Origin of the sequence: Sulfitobacter sp. 15WGC (assembly GCF_005068605.1) — a bacterium.
Lineage (GTDB): Bacteria > Pseudomonadota > Alphaproteobacteria > Rhodobacterales > Rhodobacteraceae > Sulfitobacter > Sulfitobacter faviae.
In genome coordinates, this window is sequence record NZ_SZNL01000027.1 from 1 (window position 1) to 18,520 (window position 18,520).

Below are 18,520 nucleotides of genomic sequence, written 5' to 3' on the forward strand. Positions count from 1 at the left end.
TCAACGCGGTTCAACTCGCGCTCGCTCATCGTCACCCATCCCATGTCCACTAATCCTCGCTACCGTATGCAAGGAGAGTGACACTTCTGCTTTGCCGATGGGTGACATTACTGCTTTGCGGCTACATAAGCGATACCCATAAGCTTAATTATGTACTTTTGAGGTGTTCTATTCAAAAAGTTGAAAGCGTACGTGACCTGCCCCCCGCGTAAGCGTTGGCCCGGGGTCACGTTGTAGGGTGTGATCCGGGCTGCGAGAACTAACCCATCTTATGATGGGGAGTGCGTTTCGCAATGTGCGCTACAAATTCGTTTCTCAGATCGCTTGGCGTTGAGATTTATGCGTCCGGCCACCGCCGTTGGTCGGATAGCTGTTGCTGGCGGCGCAGGAGGCCGCTGAGCCGCTCTTCGCTCCACTGGTGGTTTCTGCTGGGCCGGAAGAGCCCACAGAAGCTCTGACTGTTCCGAATGAGGCGATCAGATTGATCTTTGGAGAGATCGCCATCGAGCTGCCGCTGCAGACATCTGCCTCCCGGATTGCAGAGATCGCCCACGCGCTTGATGCTTCTTTATGCTGATGCCATCGCAAGGCGTTCGGATATTGGTTGCGACGCGGCCGGTGGACTTCCGTAAAGGACACGATGGATTGGCTTCGATGGTGCAGTCGGCATTGGCCCAAGACCCCTTTACCGGAACAGTCTTTGTATTCCGCGCCAAACGGGCCGACAGGATGAAGATTTTGTTCTGGGACGGCAGCGGGCTCGTGATGACCTACAAACGACTTGAGGAGAACAGCTTCATTTGGCCCGCCATTCGAGATGGCGTGATCACCTTGAACCGTCCCCAATTCGAGGCGCTTTTTGCAGGGCTGGACTGGCGCCGGGTGCGCTCTTTAGAACCCCGCAGACCGGCTGCGGCAGAGTGACTCGGAGGCGCAAAAGGCCTGCCCATTTGGGCGTAAATCAAGCTATACTCCGGGCATGTCCGACCTGCCGCCCATCGATATATCTGCCATCCCCGAGAGCCAGCGTGAAGCTGTCTTGGCGGTGCTGCGCGAGAACAAATCGCTGAAGCAAGAGACGACCGGGCTACAAACCAAAACATCTGAGCTGGAAGTGGACGTGTCACGGTTTGATGCCGCTCCTTTGATAGCATTTATTGCAGCAAAGGAGACGAACTATGGGAACGAAACGCACGGACGAATTCCGCGCTGATGCGGCGCGGATCGCGCTGACAAGCGGGCTGACACGCAGGCAAGTTGCCTCAGATTTGGGTATTGGCTTATCGACGCTGAACAAGTGGGTGACGGCGCATCGTGACACCAATGCGGTGCCTGACAAGGACTTGGATCTTGCCCGGGAGAATGAACGGCTTCGGCGAGAGAATGCTCTGCCCCCTGAAAACTGGACCGTCTGAATTTGGAGTTTTCGGCTATTCTTTCCAGGCTGGGAGAGGAGCGGAAACACATGAAAGCATCAAAGTTCACGGAGGCGCAGAAGGCGTTTATCCTGAAGCAGGGCGAGCAAGGTACGCCAGTCGCCGAGATTTGCCGCAAGGCCGGTATCAGTCAGGCGACCTACTTTAACTGGAAGAAAAAGTATGGCGGCCTGCTGCCGGACGAGATGCGTCGACTGAAGGCGCTCGAGGACGAGAACACGCGGCTGAAGAAGATCGTTGCAGACCTGACGCTCGACCGTGAGATGTTGCAGGATGTCATACGGCGAAAGCTCTGAAGCCTGGCCGTTTGCGCGAACTCGTCACCGGGATGTGCGTCGACTGGGGCGTGTCGATACGGAGGGCTTGTGGGGCCATCTGTTTCGACACGTCCAGCTACCACTATAAGTCCCGGCGGACGGATCAGGCTGCTGTTGAGAGGCGGATTAAGGAGATCTGCGAGACACGCGTCAGGTACGGCTACCGGCGCGTCCATGTTCTGCTGCGCCGGGAGGGCTGGACCATCAACATCAAGAAAACACGCAGAATTTACAATGAGTTGGGTCTGCAGTTGCGAAACAAGCACCCGAAACGGCGTGTGAAAGCCAAGCTGCGTGAAGATCGAGAAGAAGCAACCGGGCCGAATGACGTTTGGGCGATGGACTTCGTCCATGATCAGCTCGCGATGGGCAAAAAGCTGAGGATCCAGACTGTGGTCGACACGCATTCTCGGTTCTGCCCGGTCGTGGATCCGCGGTTCAGCTACCGCGGCGAGGACGTGGTTCAAAGGCTTGAAGAAGTCTGCGGCAGGATCGGCTATCCGAACACCATTCGTGTCGATAATGGCAGCGAATTTATCTCTCGGGATCTCGATCTCTGGGCATATGCCAACGACGTCACGCTGGACTTCTCACGGCTAGGTAAGCCGACGGACAATGGGTTCATCGAAGCCTTCAACAGCAAGCTTCGATCGGAGTGCTTGAACGCACACTGGTTCATGAGCCTTGCCGACGCCCGTGAAAAGTTGGAAGGTTGGCGTCGACACTACAACGAGGATCGTCCCCACAGCGCGATCGGATACAACGTCCCGATCGCCATGCATTATCCCGATGGCGTCACCAGCCCGTCATCGTGAAACGGCCGGGAAAATCCAGCTTCCGGTGGTCCAACGTTGGGGAGCAGGGCATCGCGGAATCGACATGCTTGAGCGATACGAATTACGGGCACCCCTCAAAATTTAACTGACCTTACGCGCTCTACGTAGGAGTGCGGCATTATTCTTTTCAGAAATCACAGCGAAGCCATTTTCCAGAAGGTAAGGCATAGCCAAGGTGCCTTTCGCGGTCCAAGTACCTTCATTAGAAACCCACGTATCGTCAAAGCAAATCAGCCCGTCAGGTGCCAGTTTTTCTTTCAATTCCTTCGCGCAAAGCAAATGCATCTCGTGGCAGGCAATTTCGTCGATGCGGGAGCCAAGAAACTTTACGTATCGATCTTGTCGGACCTCAGAATGGTTGCCATGGTCAAAATCATAGGCATCGAGAAAGATGTAATCAATCACCCCATCGTATTTCTTAAGAAAGTCTTCGCCCTTCGCGCAAACTGCTTTGAAAGGCAGTCCTTGGTGAAAGAACATGCGCGCGGCGTTGCGAGTGTTGCGCGGATCCATATCAACCGTCAAGAAGTCTAACCCATTCTGAAAACAAAACTGGGCCAGCTTTTGCGTCGATCCCTGACCCGGTACCAACTCGCGCGTGGTTCCGATTTCGACAAGAAGCTTCGTGCGCTCCGCATGTAGTAGGTCTTCTTTAGACAGCCCTGACAACAATAAGCTATGTCCATGATCTTTGGTGTCCTCTCCTGCAGTGGATGTGACAATCCCAAAGAGGTTCTCTTTTGTTGTGGTATCCAGCACGTCTGATGCGAGAGCATCGGCTGCCAGCGCGCGCAGTGTGCCTCCCTTCACATTCAAATTCGCATAGGCGGCGGCGGCGAGAATGCTCAACCACGGAGCTTTGGGAGAGCTAAAAGAAAGCGCGCTACCGATAAAACTGAGCGCGTTCATCCTTTCGCCCAATAGTGAAAAATGCTCGGCCGCAGCCAGATGAGCCAGTCCTTGATCAATGTGGGTGAGCTGATCACAGACGCGGTCAAAAGTATCTAGGAAATTTTCACCCCTATCTGTCGCACAATGATCAAGGGCATCGCGCACCGCAGAAAGATCTAGAGGCGGAGAGTCTGGATTATAAGCGCTATATAAGCGAGCCGCACGCTCCAGAAAAGTTGAAATGACCGCGGGCCGTTCCGGCGAAGACGAATTGTGGGAGCTGCAAAGCACAGGTGCTTCTGGCGCCCGCGCCGAAGGCTCTGGCAATCGATCGGCTTCGTACCCCAAACGCTCGCAAAGGGTCTCATAGCTCTTCCCACCATTGAAGTATGGCGGTACGTGAATTGGACCTATTTCGGGTGCGAGGGACTCTGAACCAGCCTGAAGACTGCGCGGAAGACCCAACGCGCTGCTGACCCATTCATAAACATCTACAGATCCGTCAGATTGGAAACTGTCAATTCCTTCAAGGTGAGCAAGCTGCTCTGCAAGCTTTTCACAAAATGAAGTAAGCGTGGTTCCCCCCAGCGTCGCTGTGTGAAATGCCTTGTAAGGGTGGCGTAGCAATAGGGCCTCCGCATCGGGTCTCAATTCCGTTGGCAGGACTATATCAGGCGTTGCAATCACGACGAAAGGTCGCTGCGCGGCCCGCTGCTGTTTCATCCAATTGGCGAGGCCCGCGCTGTCATCTTCTTTCGCGCTCATTCGCCACACTCCGACCGCGGGGAACCGAGACGCCCACCATGCACGGGAAAGTTCGGGCGCCCCCGGCATGGCCCAAAGCATAGCGAAATGGCCGTTTTGCGTGGAAATGTTATCAACAAAGGACTCACATTGCTCCAGCAAACTGGCAAGCGGCAAAGCAGGCAGCGTGGGCGCACGGTCAAGGGCTATGCCTTGTTGGTCGATCAGAATTGACAGTTCTTCAAACAGGTTCAACGCCTCATTGGCAGAGGGATCAGTCACCGCCCTGCGCCGCGCGTTCTTTCTATTCATTGATATCTTCCACACTCGTTGTCGGAGACTTGGTCGACTTTTTGTCTAAAATAGAAGAGGCTTGGGGGGGCGAGGTTATTTTTCGAACTTGTTCGGCAGCTTCGCGTAATTTGGGGGTCAATTGATATAGCAACTGTCGGAGTTTTCGGTTCTCCTCCTCAATGTCCTTGTTGCTTGATCTGAGAATATCCTTCTCAGATTGCAAGGTTTGCTGAACGGCTGTGGCCCGGCGCAGGTCCAAACGCAACTGCTGAGCTTCATAACTCAAGCGCCTGGTTTTCTCAGTGTTCAGAGCATGTTGAGCCGTATTGTCTTTGCGCAACTTTTTTTAGCGCATCTTCCAGCTGCGCGACTTTTCCCTGTCCCGCATCCCGCTCTTTGGTCAATTGCTGAATTTCTTTAGCTTGCAAATCTGCACTCTGCTTATGCTGAGATACAATCTCATCCTGGGCCGCTAGTTCAGTCGTCAGGCGTTCGGCTTCCTTGTCGCGAGTCTTGACGTCTTCAGCCAGCTGTGCAATTTTCTTATTCAGCTCTTTGATGGTCTGCGCCTCTTGTGCCAAACTATCATCGCACTGCGCAAGCCTGTCTCGTTCCTCTGCCAAGGCTTTCTGCACCTTGTCTATCTCTTGCTCAAGGCTTTCAATCTTCTTGCTGCGGACTTCGGCATCCAACGTCTTTTGCGCTAAGTCTTCTCTAGACTGTGTATCAGAAGCTTTAGCCGCGTCGCGCTCTTTCGTCAGGCGCTGAAGCTCTACGTTCTGTTGTTCGATTTCCTTCGCATTACGTCCCAAAGTATGATCGCGCTGCGCAAGCTTGTTCTGTAATTCAGTTTTTGCTTTCTGAAAAGCATCCCGTTCTCGCGCCAAATCATCCAGCTGTGCACGCAGGTCGTTCACCAAATGCGTACGCTGATCCGATTTGAATCGGTAAACCGGCCAGTCAGGGTCCGCGTCATCATAGATTTCGCCAGCAGACAGCGCTTGCTTTTCAAGCATCTGCACCAGATCAATGGCGGAGTGAGAACCCTCAAAAAAGGGCTCGTCCCCCGCGCGAAGATAAAGCGTATCGAGCTTCTGCATCAAGCCAGAGGTCTCTAAGAACGCCAAGATCACGTGTTCCTGACCTGGACAGTCAATTAATACTGTCAAGGGCCCACGTAGGCCCTTAAGTCGCGACGTCAGAAGCTCACCGGTCACCGCCGGAACGCTGATTGTGCCAGTGGCTTTCAACCCCGGCAGGAGGGACTTCAAGGCCGAAGTTTCACACGTCAGGCTATAAAATCCGGGCAGGGAGTATTTGCGAAGCTCTATATCGCCACTTTCAGCACTTAGAACAGCGTCAATCCGCTCGTGTTGCAGCGCCGTGTTAAAGGCGGTGATCCGTTGGACCTCCGCAAAAGGATCGACCCAAAAGGCCTTTTCCCAACGTGTGGATAGCGCTGATAGTTGGGTTTCGAGACGGTCAAAGCTTCCCCAAGAAAAAACCACAAGGGAGTTGTAACCAGCAGCGATATTTGAGTTCACGATAAATTACCTTGCTGACCGAGCATCCCTGTTCTACAAAAAACGGCCATTTCTGCCCTCTCTCATGACATAAGTTCTAGTACATTTAGTGCTTTCTACTGACTGGCATGCGATACATGCAACATAACCTTTTGAAAGTGAGGGCGAACAGGATCCTCCACGGGGACTTGAGACAGTGCCGTCTCTACAATTGCCTTCAAATCGCCATTCATAATCCTGTCCGATGTTGTAGTGGGATGCAAAAGCAACTCACTTGCGATCTGGCGCAAAGTCTCAGATGCTGAACCTCTCTCGATCCCCTCAAGAGGAAAATTTGGCACTTTATCGGAAGAGTTAGGTCTGGAAAGCAGTACTTCACCGCTAGCGTCGGATCTCCTTAACAAGGTCTCATAGTCGACGCGGTCGAACACTTCAAGCTTACCGCCCACAGTGGCGTTATAAATCTTCCGCCCCACGGCAGAGAAGGCCAAGTCCGCCATCTTGTAGTTCATCAGAACCCGATCCAGCTTTGGATCCTTCCAAGTTTTGCCAGCGCCAAAATAGTCTTTATGGAAATGGTTTGGGTCGTCCGTGTCTGACAGAAGGACGTCACCTGTCCGTTTGTGACTTTCGGGGATCACATAATCGAAGTCCATGCCGATTAGGTAAACTTCCGTGAAACCCATAAAATAAGCCAGTTGCAAATTAATATATGTTACCGATTGCCCACAGTATAGAACATCCGTCGCATCCGTGGAGAATCTCGGAACAGCATAATTGGGGGAAGTTCTTTCATAGAATCCACGATTCATTTCAAAAAAGAATGTATTAGCTTTCTTCGGGTGGAGTTTCTTGTAGATTGTGGGGAAGAACTTGAAAGGGGCATCATATGCCCGAATTTCTTCGATGTTCTCTTTCATTACCGAACTATCTTCCACCACATAAAAGTTGGGTCGGTATCCGGACTCTCTTGTCTTGTAGTAGAAGGAATTAACTCCGAACGCATACTCATTTTCGAGTAGCGACAGGTCATGTTTATTTAGAGACGGACCATTTCCGATAATGAAGCACCTCTTACCTAGATAACGATTGTGAAACTGAGCAAGTTCACTTCGATCTGGGTCCGGAACGTTCTTATAGACTTCGCGTTCTTTGTAGCCGCTCAGGCCTTCAAAATCAGGCGGAAGAACAACATCGTCCGAAATATGCACAGCGGGGGAGGTTACCCTCAGGCCGTTGACTGTTAAAGCCCCCCCACTTCTATAAAGCTCTGGATCACCGAAATCCTCTGAGCGTGCAAGCAACAATTGGAGCGTTTTCTCTTTAGATGAGTGTTGACAGTTCGTATGAATAAAATCAAATGGACCAAGTTTAGGGTCATATTGGCATTTATACTCAGCAGTTAAGTGAGCATAGATATCATTAAATCGAGCTCGCGCGTCATCGTCCTTATCATGATATAGATGGACATATGTTTGGGGCGAAATTCGAATGCGGCCCTTATCAATATGATTAAATATGGTAACGTCCATCGCACGGTCTTCACATGAATAACCTATATACTGTTCGAAACCTTTTATCGCGAGATAAGAAGACCGATTCCAAATGACAACGCCGCCAGCCACTGTGACCGGGTTTTTGATCTTCCCCTCGTCCGAAAGGTGTGTGAGAGACATGCTCCCTAGGATTTTTTCCGCTTCTTCTTTATCTGTATAATAAATATTCAAGTATGGAGAAACGACGTCAATCCGAGAGTGGCAATCCATTACGTCGCGCAAAAAGTTAGCGCCGGTAAGTACATCTACGTCCATTAGGGCGACGACTTTAGCATCTTTGCAGAAATGCTTAACAGCTACGTTGTAGCACCAGCCTCGATTGTACTCCGAAGGATTATAAATGAACTCGTGCCTCACATATTCTTTGGCACCTAGTTCTTGCAAAGAAATCTGGGTGTCCGAGTCTTGCTCAATGATAAGAACGTCAAACAGGTTCTCATAATGGTAATCGATCCATCGAAGGAGAAATTTCAAATTCTCCAGTCTCTTAGGGTCGCGACGGTTGTGTCGCGCACCAATGACGAGCGTTGCGAGGTATTCGTCTGTAGTACCGGCGCTTTTCTTTACTGCATCGTGTTTGGCGCGGTTAATTCGCTCAATGCGCGGGAACCCAGAGAACTGATAATCGGGGATCGAGAACTCGGTCATCGGGTTCATGTGGGCATCCTCAAGCTCTAGAGTGTTCATAATTTCGCTATAGATATAGTCACTTCCATCTTTAGTCAGGTGAATGTTATCGCAAGTATACTTCTTGATATCACTAGCACTCCACTTGCGTAGGTCAATGACCGAGACACCTGAGGCGTTCAGCTCGGAAGCGAACAAATCGGAGTAGGAATGCGTAATGGAGATATTCTTGGGGCGACCACGCTTAAAGTCTCCCTCCCACCCTGAAACGAAGCGATTCGCAGAAATGAATATTAAGTTTGGAATGGACTTGAGGCGCTCGACAACCTTATATGCCATTTCCAAATTGTACATATTAATAGTTTTTTCGCCTTCATACATAACACTTGAGGGCGTACTGAAGTGTGTAGCCATCTCGCTTTCGCCAAAAACTTCATCGAATATTGACTTTTTATTGTTCACTATTTTGCGAGAGTAATCGCGAGTATTTGCAGCTATTCCGTCTCCATTGGATGTATTCTGATTATCGTAAAGATCGTTTCTTGCGCTTCTCGCTGGGCGGGGAGACCACTCAACAATACCCGTATATAGGATTACAGCATCGTATTCCTGAAGTTTTTGAGGATTGAACCACTCTAGAAAATCGAGGGTAGTAGTCCACTTCATTGGGCATAGGTAGAGGTCGACATCCAGCCTGCTATCTTTTGCCAAACGTTCGGAAAATATATCATGTGTTTGGCCGGCAGGCTTATGTTGACCTCGGCTATCCGTAAATATAAGGATCTTTTTCTTTTCCGCAGAAAGTTGGGGCATTGCAGTTCTCGTAAATTAGAAAAATATTAAGTTGATATGGCGTAGCCATTAGGATTCTGCGATTGCCATTTCCAACAACTTTTCGTCATATCCTCCATATCGTATGTCGCTTTCCACCCTAGAAGGGTATTAGCCTTGGTTGGGTCGGCGAGACAGGCGGCGATGTCACCTGTGCGCCGCGGAACATTTTTGAAAGGTAGCTCCTTGCCACAAGCTTTTGAGAATGCTGCGAGCATTTCTAGCACCGTACTGCCTTTGCCTGTACCGATATTAAAAACATCCGTTCCGGTATGTGTCTCAGCATAGTTCAACGCCGCGACGTGTGCCGCTGCCAAATCTACGACATGGATGTAATCGCGCTCTCCCGTACCATCCCTAGTCTGGTAGTCAGTCCCAAATACTTCCAAATGAGAGCGGCGGCCTACTGCAACTTGTGATATGTAAGGCATAAGATTATTTGGGATATCTTTCGGATCTTCCCCTATTCTTCCACTCGAATGGCTACCGACTGGATTAAAGTATCGAAGAAGAACGCTTGAAGTCCCGGCGTTAGCACGTGTCCAATCCGATATAATTTGTTCTGCCATGAGCTTCGTACGACCGTATACGTTGCTCGCTTTTAGCGGATGGTCTTCGTCAATCGGCAGATAGTCGGGCTCGCCATATACAGTAGCGGAGGACGAGAATATCATCCGCGAGCAATTCGTCTGGGACATTACGTCCAGAAGTACGAGCGTGCCGTTGATGTTGGTATCGTAATACATCAGTGGGTGCTCTTCAGCCTCTCCCACTGCCTTGTGTCCTGCGAAGTGGATTACTGCCTCGGGACGAAAGTCCTCAAAAGCCGTCAAGAGCGCATCGCGGTCGCGAATATCCGCTTCAATTGTCTCGAAATCTCGGTTGGAGAGGCTCCGAACGCGTTTGAGAGCCTCTGGAGAACTATTGGAAAAGTTATCTAAGACACAGATCTCATGGCCTTGGGCGAGAAGCTCTAGTATCGTATGCGTTCCAATATATCCTGCGCCACCCGTCAGTAGAACCTGCATTACATTCCTTCCATCACTCAAATCACTATTTATAAAAACCAGCCAACCGCTCAATAGCCGTATGGCTGGCGCGGATGACCCCGTCGATCGTATTGGACCCGTTGTGCGATCCGAAAATACAACGCTCCATGTCGCGCAAGGAGTTGTTCATCTTCAGAGGTTCTTCCTCAAAAACATCGAGCGCAGCAGAGTGCACTTGGCCTGATTGCAGCGCGGCGATGAGGGCAGCCTCATCAATAAGCGGTCCGCGGGCAACGTTCACCACGCGCAGTCCGGGTTTGCATCGCGTCAGAACCTCGGTGTTAAGCATATGGAAATTGTGCTTGTTCAGCGCACAAGTGAATACGAGGAAATCCAGTGTCTCCACCGCTTCTGGCCATGCAGCACGTTCCAGAGCCTCAAATCCCGCATCGCCCTCCACGCCCGGATCATAGGCCACCACCTCCATGCCAAGCGCGCGCATGCGAGTCACGGTATGACGTCCAATGTCGCCCAAACCGATTACACCCACGCGTTTACCCAAAAGGCTGATCCCCGCTGGCTTGGGCCAATTCCCAGCCCGCACGCTCCGGTCGATCAGGAACAACTCGCGTGCCAGACCGATAACAAAAGCAGTGGCCACATCCGCGACTTCTGCGCCAAACATCATTGGCGTGTTGATGATCGGGATGCCCAAATCTTTGCAGGCGGCAAAATCCACATTGTCTACGCCAATGCCCCATTTCACGGCAGCGGTGAGACGCCCTGCCTTCGCAGCTTCGAACACGCGGCGCGTGGCCGGGTCGTCCCCAATGATCCAACCGTCATAGTTCGGCAGCAGCGCGCAAAGCTCGTCCTCGCTCAGGGTCTGAGTGACTTCGGCCCGATGAAGTTTCAATCCCCGCTCGGCGGCGTAATTGGTGAAACGGTCGAACTGTCCCAGCATGGGAGGGCATGTAACAAGGATATCTTTCATGATGCGGCGGCTTTCTGTGTGGTTTGCAAAGACGCGACGACTTCGGCCAGCGCCCAATCTTCGGGAGTGTCGATGTCGACGGCTTCCATCTGGTCCATCACATGCAGGATCGGTTGTTTGCCAATCCGCGCGCCGGTCTTGGCAAAGCTTTCGCGGGAGAAGATGAAGAGATTGGAGTTCTCCTCATACCACGGTTCAAGATCTTGGGTCTGGATCAGATTGTCAGGATCGTGGTTCACCGGGCTGCCATCCGCGCGGTAAAAGCGGGTCTGGATCTTATTTACGGTAAAGAGTGAATCCGCCCGGCCCTCAGCCACACCCGTTTTATAAGCTGCAAGTGCTCCTTGAATGGTAGCAGGGGTCAGCATTGGATTGGTGGTATGCGTCATCATATAGGTGTCTGCCGCGACCGCGGCGATGTCATCAGCTAGTATCAGGTTCATCGACACTGTATCCCCGCAAAGCTCGGGCTTGCGGTCACGAATGCGCACACGTTCCCCATCGGTGAGCCCGTTTTCGGCCAGAATACCGCGGGCATCGGTGTTGATGACCACTTCGTCAATTGCTTCGATCGACAACAGAGAATCCAAGACCCAGCGAAACAAGGGTTTGCCGTGAAGCAGACGGAAATTCTTGCCTTTAACCCTTTGACTGTTGGCCTTCATGGGGAGAAGTACGACGCACCGGCTTGAGCCACTCATCTTGATCTGCCTTCTTGAAAACTTGTGGGTAGAAAAAACGTTCTTTAGCGCTTTGCGAAAGAACCTTGTGTTGGTGGTTGCCCTTATAGGAGCCAATGAACTGGTTCCAGCGATAGCGCGCCATATCCATCAATGTGGCCGAGGTAATCTTGTTGCGCCGTGCCGCGCGCCAATCCCCCCAGATGCTGGCCGTTGTAAAACGGGCCACATCGAACCAAGATAGATGTACCTCTGGCATGATCTGGCGCAGAGCCATCGCTTCGCGTTCAAAACGGCGGCGCACCTGACGCCAGCTTTCCTGATGGTGGTGGAAGACGGGCGCGTTCGCGACATAGCCAATCTTGTAATCGGCCTGAACCATGCGCTTGGCCAGTTCCATGTCCTCTAAGCCTGTCAGTTCCTCATCAAAGCGAAACCGCTCCCAAGCCGTACGGGTTATCGCCGAGTTCGCATTGTTACAAAAGAACCCCTCTTGGGGCACCTGTGAGGTATCGGGGAAGTACTTGGCAAAAATGCGACGTTCGCTGTAATTGCTGGTATCGTCACCAATCTGGCGACCATAGGTATAGTCCGCAGTGCCGTCGATCAGCGGTTGGCAAAGCCTTTGCAGCCAATGCGCATCTACCGGCACACAATGGCCAGAGATGAACACCAGAAAATCTCCGGTGGCGAAATCACATCCCCGGTTGAGGGAACGCCCGAAGGAAAATTCGGCTTTTGAGATGTTGGTGATCCGGGCGCCATGGGCCTCGGCAATGGAGACTGTGCCATCGGTGGATCCGGAATCGATTAAAACTGTCTCGACTTCGATCCCTTCCGTTCTTTGGCCCGCGATCACCTGCATCAGGTCATCAAGATGCTGGGCTTCATTCAATGTTCTGATGACAATGCTTACCCGCATTCGATACCTCATTAACGCTACCGGAAGATTAGCCCATTACCGAAACTCCCCTACCCCCTTGATGCAATCAAAGAGAACCGCTTGGCAGCTCATCCTCGAGCCTCTTAACCTAAGTCGGTTATTTCTGTCCAGCATGACCTCCGAGCAGGTTGTATCTTGGGGGAAACCTTGCCATTGAAACTGAAAATCTTGGCGGTATGGCTAAAACCTTAACAGAAGTGGAGCGTTCTATTGCTATTGCCCCCTATTTTCCCCGACCTTGAGAACCGTTCTGTTTTCATTACCGGAGGCGGAAGTGGCATCGGCGCCACCCTGACCCGCGCGTTTTTACAGCAAGGGGCAGAGGTCACATTTGTGCAACGCTCGGATGCCACGGATTTCCAAAATGCCGTCGCTAAGGAGACCGGCAACCGCCCTACCTTTTTGCAATGTGACATCTCAGATTCCGCCGCGCTGAAGGCAGCGATCAAAAAGACCTCGGACACCCAAGGGCCGGTTCACGTCTTGGTCAACAATGCCGCCAATGATCAGCGGCATGAAACGCTCACCACAGATGATGCCGACTGGGACCGGCTAATGGCGGTAAACCTCAAAGCCTATTTTATGGCAGCTCAGGCCGCCATTCCGGATATGCAGGCGATGGGGGGCGGGTCGATTATTAACTTTTCTTCCATTAGCTACATGATGGGCAATGCCGGCTATCCGCTTTATGTTACCGCGAATGCCGGGATCAACGGCATGACCCGTGCGCTGGCCCGCGAGTTTGGTGCTGATAAAATCAGAGTGAATGCTTTGGCGCCCGGATGGGTCATGACCCAAAAGCAGCTCGACATGTGGGTGACACCTGAGGCACTGCAGGGCCAGCTTGACCGCCAATGTTTGAAAGAGACACTGGCGCCTGAGGATATTTCTGGCGGTGTGCTGTTTCTCGCTTCCGATGCCAGCCGGATGATGACGGGTCAAACCATGGTCATCGACGGCGGCGTGGTGGTCACCGGATGATCTAAAGGCTAGAATCCTGAAAAAATGTCGGTCACCCTATAACGAAATAACTACAATTCAACCAAAGGCTACAAAGTGATTCATCCTTGCATCGCCGCTGCAACAAGCACCCTCGAACGCCTGCGTCATATGCAAGCAACAGGCCCTGTCGCGCCGGGGGAGCATCTGCTGCCAGGGGTCTATTTCAGCGCCGATCTTTCGCAAAGCGACGTTAAAATCACTTTGCAGGACGCCGAAGGCAGCCTTTTGCAGGCAACAACCGACGTTACAGGCACGCCGCAGTGGCTGTCGCTCAATATTGAGCTGGGGGAGGGCAGCTTTGCCGTCGAGGAAATCCTGGGACTGCTAGCCGAGACCCAAGCAGAAGACCCCTTTACCGTCTTGCCTTTCATTCGCAGCTTCCGCGCGGGTATCGAATATGACACCCCCTTCAGCGAAGCCCTGAGCTTTGAGACAGCGCCGACCCTGAGCACGCTTTTGCATCAAGTCGCTCTCGGCGATCCTCTGGCTGAGGGCGCAGGCTATCACACATTGGTCTTGCCTTTGTCTGTGCGGAGCAGCTCATTCACGCTGCGCGACATGCGGGTTCTACATAGCCAAACCCTCGAAGCGGTGTAACGAGATTCGGCGCCGGCTTAGTGCGGGCGCACTTTTCCGCGCCTGCGAACCGCGCGAAACGGCTTGGTAACCTGCCAAGAGCGCGACCCGTAAACGCCTGACAACTCATCCCGGGCGGCTGAAAGTTCTCGGTTCAGCGCATCCCCACGGGCATAGGCGGCTTGAAGCTTTCTTTGATCCTCCAGCATGACCCGCGCCAAGATCGTCTCACGATGAGCGCGTTTGGTATCACTTTGCTTGAGCCGATGCTCCAGAGCGTCGGATTTCGCTTTGAGCGCATGCCGTTCCATCGCAGCTTGACGTAGAGCTTCACACTCCTCTTCAAGCTCCGACAGTCTGGCCCCCGACTTCTTTGCCGCGTTCAGATGCAAAGCGGCATTCTCGCGCAAAAGCTCCAACTCTTCCTTTGCCGCCTTCAAATAAGAGCTCACGGCACCACCACTTGCAGTGTCAGCCTCCACCCTAAGCGACAGGTTCTCACGCAGAAGCTCGGCTTCCTCGCTCGCCGAGGCAATCTGTTTTTTATAGACTTCCAACTCAGCTTGCCTGTCTTTCAACGCTTGCAGGTCACTTAGGGCCTCTTCGAGGTGGGTTGCGTTAGGCAGATTTTCATGGGGGCCGCGACGCAGGGCTGCAAGCTCTTGCAACAAGCGGGTAGCCGCCTCATCCTGACGCAAAAGCGTTTCTGCCAGAATAAGATAGTTTGGGTCGGGCAATACGGGCCCCTCGGAAGGCTGCGCATTGCTGCGCAGTTCAAAATCAAGTTCTGTCAGCAACTCGGGATCGTTTGACAGCAAGGCTCTTGCGTCAACCAGCACAAGCTGGCGCCGGCGGCGGCGTGCTGCCCCCAAAAGCGCTTCTGCTTCTGCTGTCCATTCTGCCAGCGCCTCAGCACAGGCAAGACCCGCATCCAAACGCCGCGCGAGGGCCTCGACGGGCTGCACAAGGACCACAAGCACCTGCAGAGTTCTATCCTCTGCCACCTCAGACAGCGCCTCATGGACATGTAGATCCGGCCAGAACAAGGACTTCATGTGGCCCTCGATCACGGGGGCAAATATCTCTTCCGCCTCAATGACGACGGGAAGATCTTTTTTGTCAGTCTTGATTTTAGACACGGGAACCTCTGGCTTTGCTTTCGGCATATTGCGTTCTCCTGCGCGAAGGTTCCAGCAGGAATATCCAACACGCTTGCATCCTGTGGATTCTCAAAGCTCTTGCCCCAAGGGCGCGCGCCGAAAGCTCTCCAAAGCGCCGCCCACCGTGCAATTAACGATCTCCGCCCCAGCGGCCTCAAAAGCCGTTTTGGCCAATTTATAGGTACGGGCCATGTGGTCTGTATCGGCGGCTTGCCAAAGCTTACCCCTGAAATACCCGGGATCAAAATGGTTCTCATCGTCTTCATCTTGCCGAAGGAGGGTACCTTCGCGCACAGCGTCAGGCTGGCGGTAACTGTTATCAACGCCAATCAACAGCACTTTGCGGTAGCCCAGCGCCAGCAGAACTTGAAGCCAGAAAAAGCTAACCGTGGCATGCCATGCGATATACGTCTGTGGCGTTTCAGAGAAAAATAACGGTCCACCGAGGGCGTTAAGCCAGATGGTGTTCTCATCATCCCTTAGAACATGGGAAAGCCCTACAGGCAGTACGCGCCAATAGGGCAGGTCGAAAAACACTTCCGGGGCTTGTTCGGCAACAAAGTAATTGCTAACCGCCACGCCGCGCGCCACAGTCGATAGTGCCGGGTGACTGACCGCATAATTCGAAATATAAACATCCTGCCCCTGAAGGAGGCTCAGATCGGTTTGCTTTAGCGACGGGCCATTGCCCACCAAAACGGCGACATCTCTCTGCCGAGTGGCAGCAAAACGTTTCATTCGCGTCCGCCCCCGCTCTAGCAGTGCGTTCACCCAATCAATATTAAAGCCCCAATGCTGCTCATTCACCGAATAGGGATAGGGCCGGTCAGCACGCGCAAGATACCCTGCCGGATCGGCAAGTATTTCTTGCTCCAAGGACTGTGCTCGCTCGCCAGGTAATGCATGCACCGGGGCGGGACAGATATTATTCAGACTCAACCACGCCTCAAGATTGGCCGCCTCCTGATCACCTGATCGGGAGGCCATGCGGATCTTCTCATGCGTTAAATTGGACCCATTGAACATCCGCGCGACGCGGCGGGCATGGCCTTGAGCTTCAGCAACAGATGTGGCCGCAGGCAGCGCGGCAAAAAGCATATCTAAAGGGACAAAACCCCGCTCTGCGCGTTTGGCTGAACAAGCATCAATAAAGGAAGCAGGCAAAGAAAAAGACAAGGGCGCGCAATACTACAATATCGGAATGAGTTTCGTCAAACGGCAATCCGGCTTCGGGAGCCATAGCAAAAGCTTAACCGAAGCACAGGCCAATGAAAACGCTTATCCCAACCGCACCGCCGGTTCGGCCTGCCCCTGATGAGAAAGAGTGCAACAAAAGACCTGCCCGTCCTGTGCCGTCGGGGCGGCAATGCCTTCTGTGGCGGTAGTCGCGAAAAGCTCTGTCATCTGTGCCCCCCCAAAAGCCGGGCAACTGGCATGTGGGACGGGCAGACTGACCTGTGACAGGTAGCGCCCATCAGGCGCATAGCGTGCCACGCGCCCAGCGCCCCATTGCGCATTCCAAAGACACCCCTCCCGATCTACCACGGCTCCATCGGGGAAAAGCCCCTCGGCACTTAAATCTACGAAAAGACGAGTGGCACCTATAGGGAAGCCACGATCATCAAGCGGCTGCGCCATTATCTTCTGGCGAGGGGTATCCGCGAAATAAGCCATATGCCGATCTGGGGAAAAGCAGATCGCATTGGGAATAGTAATCCCATCGAAAAGCACCGTAAGCGCGCCTTCGAAATAACGGTAAATCTTGCCCGCCTCCGCCTCGGCGGATTTGCCCATTGTTCCGATCCAAAACCCTCCCCAAGGGTCCGCACGTCCATCGTTGGACCGGGTCACTTGGTTTTCAGCTTCCAACGACGTAATCAAATGAGTTTCCCGCGAGGAAAGTGAAAATGTCCTCAGCCCCGTTTCGGAAGCGATCAACAATGTCTCTTCATCCACCCAGCCGGCTGCGGACACATGTTCTTCGAACTGCCAAGATGATGGCTCTTCGCCCCTTCGAGACATCATGCGCTTGTTAATAATATCGAACCAAAAAAGCTCTTGGCGCAGTGGATGCCACAAAGGCCCCTCCCCCAAGATGGACTGACGCGCATCAAAACATTCGGAGTGAATTTCATCTGTCATATTTCCAAGCCCGTAGCTAGGTCTTACGTCTTTGCCCATGTGGGGACACTCATCTTGGGGTCAACAACATTTCATGAAGTCTAGGCATAGTCTAAGACGCTGTAAAATGACTACCCTCAGGCGTCATCTCTGACGAAAGCGCCGCTTGTGCCTCATCTAGGTTAGGCACCGCATCCATAATCCGCCGGGTTTTTTGGCCCTTGTTAGTCAGAGCATCCACGATCATCGCATAAGACTTGGGATGCGCCTTTGGATCAATTTCCAAGAACCGCAGGATTGCATAGACCCGGTCCATGCCTGCTTTGGGGTCAGGGTCGGCATAGACATCCTCGAAAAAGACCACATGCGGGTCGACCCCAAGGGCGTCAAATTGCGCCGTCAGACGCACCCGCGCGGCAGCACAAAAGCGCATGTGCTGAACCGCCTGAGCCACCGGGATCGGTGCTAAAACCTCTTCACCGCGCGCGATACGGTCATAAGCCGCCTCAGCCTCACCCGGCCCCCAGACGCCCGTAATCTTGGCCAGTTCCAGCGATAGAATACGGTTAACTTCGGCACGTCGGTCCAACACTACATGGCGATAACCCAGACCTGTGGCCACCTCGAGGAGGATTTTATTGAAAAGCCCAGGGTGCAGTTCATAGCAATGTTTGATTACCGGTCGCCGGCCCAGCGCTTCGGTCAGTTCCGCGCGCAGACGGTCTGAGTCGGGATCTTGCGCCCAAGCTGTGGATATCGCACCGAACAAACGGTCAGGGTTGAAAGGCTCATGGGCGATGCCCGGATGTTCTGACAGGGTGGCCAAAAGCGCTGCAAGGGTGGTACCCCCGGTACGGCGCATGGTCCAGATAATATAGGGGTAACTCACGTCTGAATCCTTTTGGCCGCGACTTCTGAACCCAAATGCTGGTATCATCGCCGCTTTTGTAGGGCAAGCAGTGCTACGGGGCTTGTCCTCGCCCTTAGGGTGGAGGAAAAG

The 18,520-nt window shown here is 52.9% G+C and carries 17 protein-coding genes and 1 pseudogene; 7 read left to right on the top strand and 11 right to left on the bottom strand.

The features are described 5' to 3' along the window. Positions 1-373 precede the first annotated feature (373 nt). From FCK22_RS16425 to FCK22_RS16445, 5 genes and pseudogenes are all read left to right on the top strand, one after another. Positions 374-577 (top strand): hypothetical protein, encoded by a 204-nt coding sequence (locus tag FCK22_RS16425; RefSeq protein WP_136720648.1) that lies wholly within the window; start codon positions 374-376, stop codon positions 575-577. After that, positions 571-924: an IS66 family insertion sequence element accessory protein TnpB gene (gene tnpB, locus FCK22_RS16430; protein ID WP_136720649.1), complete on the top strand. Its 354-nt coding sequence runs from the start codon at positions 571-573 to the stop codon at positions 922-924. The genes FCK22_RS16425 and tnpB overlap by 7 nt, the downstream gene beginning before the upstream one ends. A gap of 55 nt (positions 925-979) precedes the next feature. Beyond that, a complete protein-coding gene (locus tag FCK22_RS19010) occupies positions 980-1,213 on the top strand; it encodes a hypothetical protein (protein WP_169306110.1) in 234 nt (77 codons plus the stop codon). Beyond that, positions 1,179-1,385 (top strand): annotated as a pseudogene (locus FCK22_RS16440) (transposase); the annotation flags it as partial. The gene FCK22_RS19010 and the pseudogene FCK22_RS16440, both read left to right, overlap by 35 nt. 80 nt (positions 1,386-1,465) lie before the next feature. Then, positions 1,466-2,568, top strand: a protein-coding gene (locus FCK22_RS16445) for an IS3 family transposase (protein WP_136720650.1) whose coding sequence is annotated in 2 segments (ribosomal slippage) — positions 1,466-1,727 and positions 1,727-2,568 — 1,104 coding nt in all. Because the reading frame shifts where the segments join, the coding sequence is not laid out codon by codon here. 102 nt (positions 2,569-2,670) lie between these two features. Here FCK22_RS16445 and FCK22_RS16450 read toward each other — a convergent pair. The 7 genes from FCK22_RS16450 to FCK22_RS16480 form a co-directional block, all read right to left on the bottom strand. Beyond that, entirely contained in the window at positions 2,671-4,536 is a 1,866-nt protein-coding gene (locus tag FCK22_RS16450) for a hypothetical protein (protein ID WP_136720651.1), read from the bottom strand. A gap of 281 nt (positions 4,537-4,817) precedes the next feature. Further along, positions 4,818-6,062: a hypothetical protein gene (locus FCK22_RS16455; RefSeq protein WP_136720652.1), complete on the bottom strand. Its 1,245-nt coding sequence runs from the start codon at positions 6,060-6,062 to the stop codon at positions 4,818-4,820. Between the two features lie 95 nt (positions 6,063-6,157). Continuing rightward, on the bottom strand, positions 6,158-9,037 hold the full coding sequence (locus tag FCK22_RS16460; protein ID WP_136720653.1) for a 6-hydroxymethylpterin diphosphokinase MptE-like protein: 2,880 nt from the start codon (positions 9,035-9,037) through the stop codon (positions 6,158-6,160). 26 nt (positions 9,038-9,063) lie between these two features. Continuing rightward, on the bottom strand, positions 9,064-10,083 hold the full coding sequence (gene galE / locus FCK22_RS16465) for a UDP-glucose 4-epimerase GalE (RefSeq protein ID WP_136720654.1): 1,020 nt from the start codon (positions 10,081-10,083) through the stop codon (positions 9,064-9,066). A gap of 25 nt (positions 10,084-10,108) precedes the next feature. Beyond that, on the bottom strand, positions 10,109-11,038 hold the full coding sequence (locus tag FCK22_RS16470) for a phosphoglycerate dehydrogenase (RefSeq protein ID WP_136720655.1): 930 nt from the start codon (positions 11,036-11,038) through the stop codon (positions 10,109-10,111). Further along, positions 11,035-11,739 carry an acylneuraminate cytidylyltransferase family protein gene (locus FCK22_RS16475; RefSeq protein WP_248646571.1) on the bottom strand — a complete coding sequence of 235 codons (705 nt, stop codon included), beginning with the start codon at positions 11,737-11,739 and terminating at the stop codon, positions 11,035-11,037. Before FCK22_RS16475 ends, FCK22_RS16470 begins: the two co-directional genes overlap by 4 nt. Then, complete coding sequence (locus FCK22_RS16480; RefSeq protein ID WP_136720656.1) at positions 11,678-12,640, bottom strand: glycosyltransferase; 963 nt, start codon at positions 12,638-12,640, stop codon at positions 11,678-11,680. Before FCK22_RS16480 ends, FCK22_RS16475 begins: the two co-directional genes overlap by 62 nt. A gap of 231 nt (positions 12,641-12,871) precedes the next feature. Here FCK22_RS16480 and FCK22_RS16485 point away from each other — a divergent pair, with 231 nt between their 5' ends. After that, a complete protein-coding gene (locus FCK22_RS16485) occupies positions 12,872-13,642 on the top strand; it encodes an SDR family oxidoreductase (protein WP_136720657.1) in 771 nt (256 codons plus the stop codon). A gap of 129 nt (positions 13,643-13,771) precedes the next feature. Then, entirely contained in the window at positions 13,772-14,260 is a 489-nt protein-coding gene (locus tag FCK22_RS16490; protein ID WP_136720658.1) for a hypothetical protein, read from the top strand. 17 nt (positions 14,261-14,277) lie between these two features. Here FCK22_RS16490 and FCK22_RS16495 read toward each other — a convergent pair whose 3' ends face one another. The 4 genes from FCK22_RS16495 to FCK22_RS16510 form a co-directional block, all read right to left on the bottom strand. Further along, positions 14,278-15,405 carry a hypothetical protein gene (locus tag FCK22_RS16495; RefSeq protein WP_136720659.1) on the bottom strand — a complete coding sequence of 376 codons (1,128 nt, stop codon included), beginning with the start codon at positions 15,403-15,405 and terminating at the stop codon, positions 14,278-14,280. Between the two features lie 63 nt (positions 15,406-15,468). After that, positions 15,469-16,575 (bottom strand): hypothetical protein, encoded by a 1,107-nt coding sequence (locus FCK22_RS16500; RefSeq protein WP_136720660.1) that lies wholly within the window; start codon positions 16,573-16,575, stop codon positions 15,469-15,471. Between the two features lie 102 nt (positions 16,576-16,677). Continuing rightward, positions 16,678-17,580, bottom strand: coding sequence for an SMP-30/gluconolactonase/LRE family protein (locus FCK22_RS16505; protein ID WP_349237608.1), 903 nt, complete (start codon positions 17,578-17,580; stop codon positions 16,678-16,680). Between the two features lie 52 nt (positions 17,581-17,632). Further along, positions 17,633-18,409, bottom strand: coding sequence for a hypothetical protein (locus FCK22_RS16510; protein ID WP_136720661.1), 777 nt, complete (start codon positions 18,407-18,409; stop codon positions 17,633-17,635). Positions 18,410-18,520: the final 111 nt, after the last annotated feature.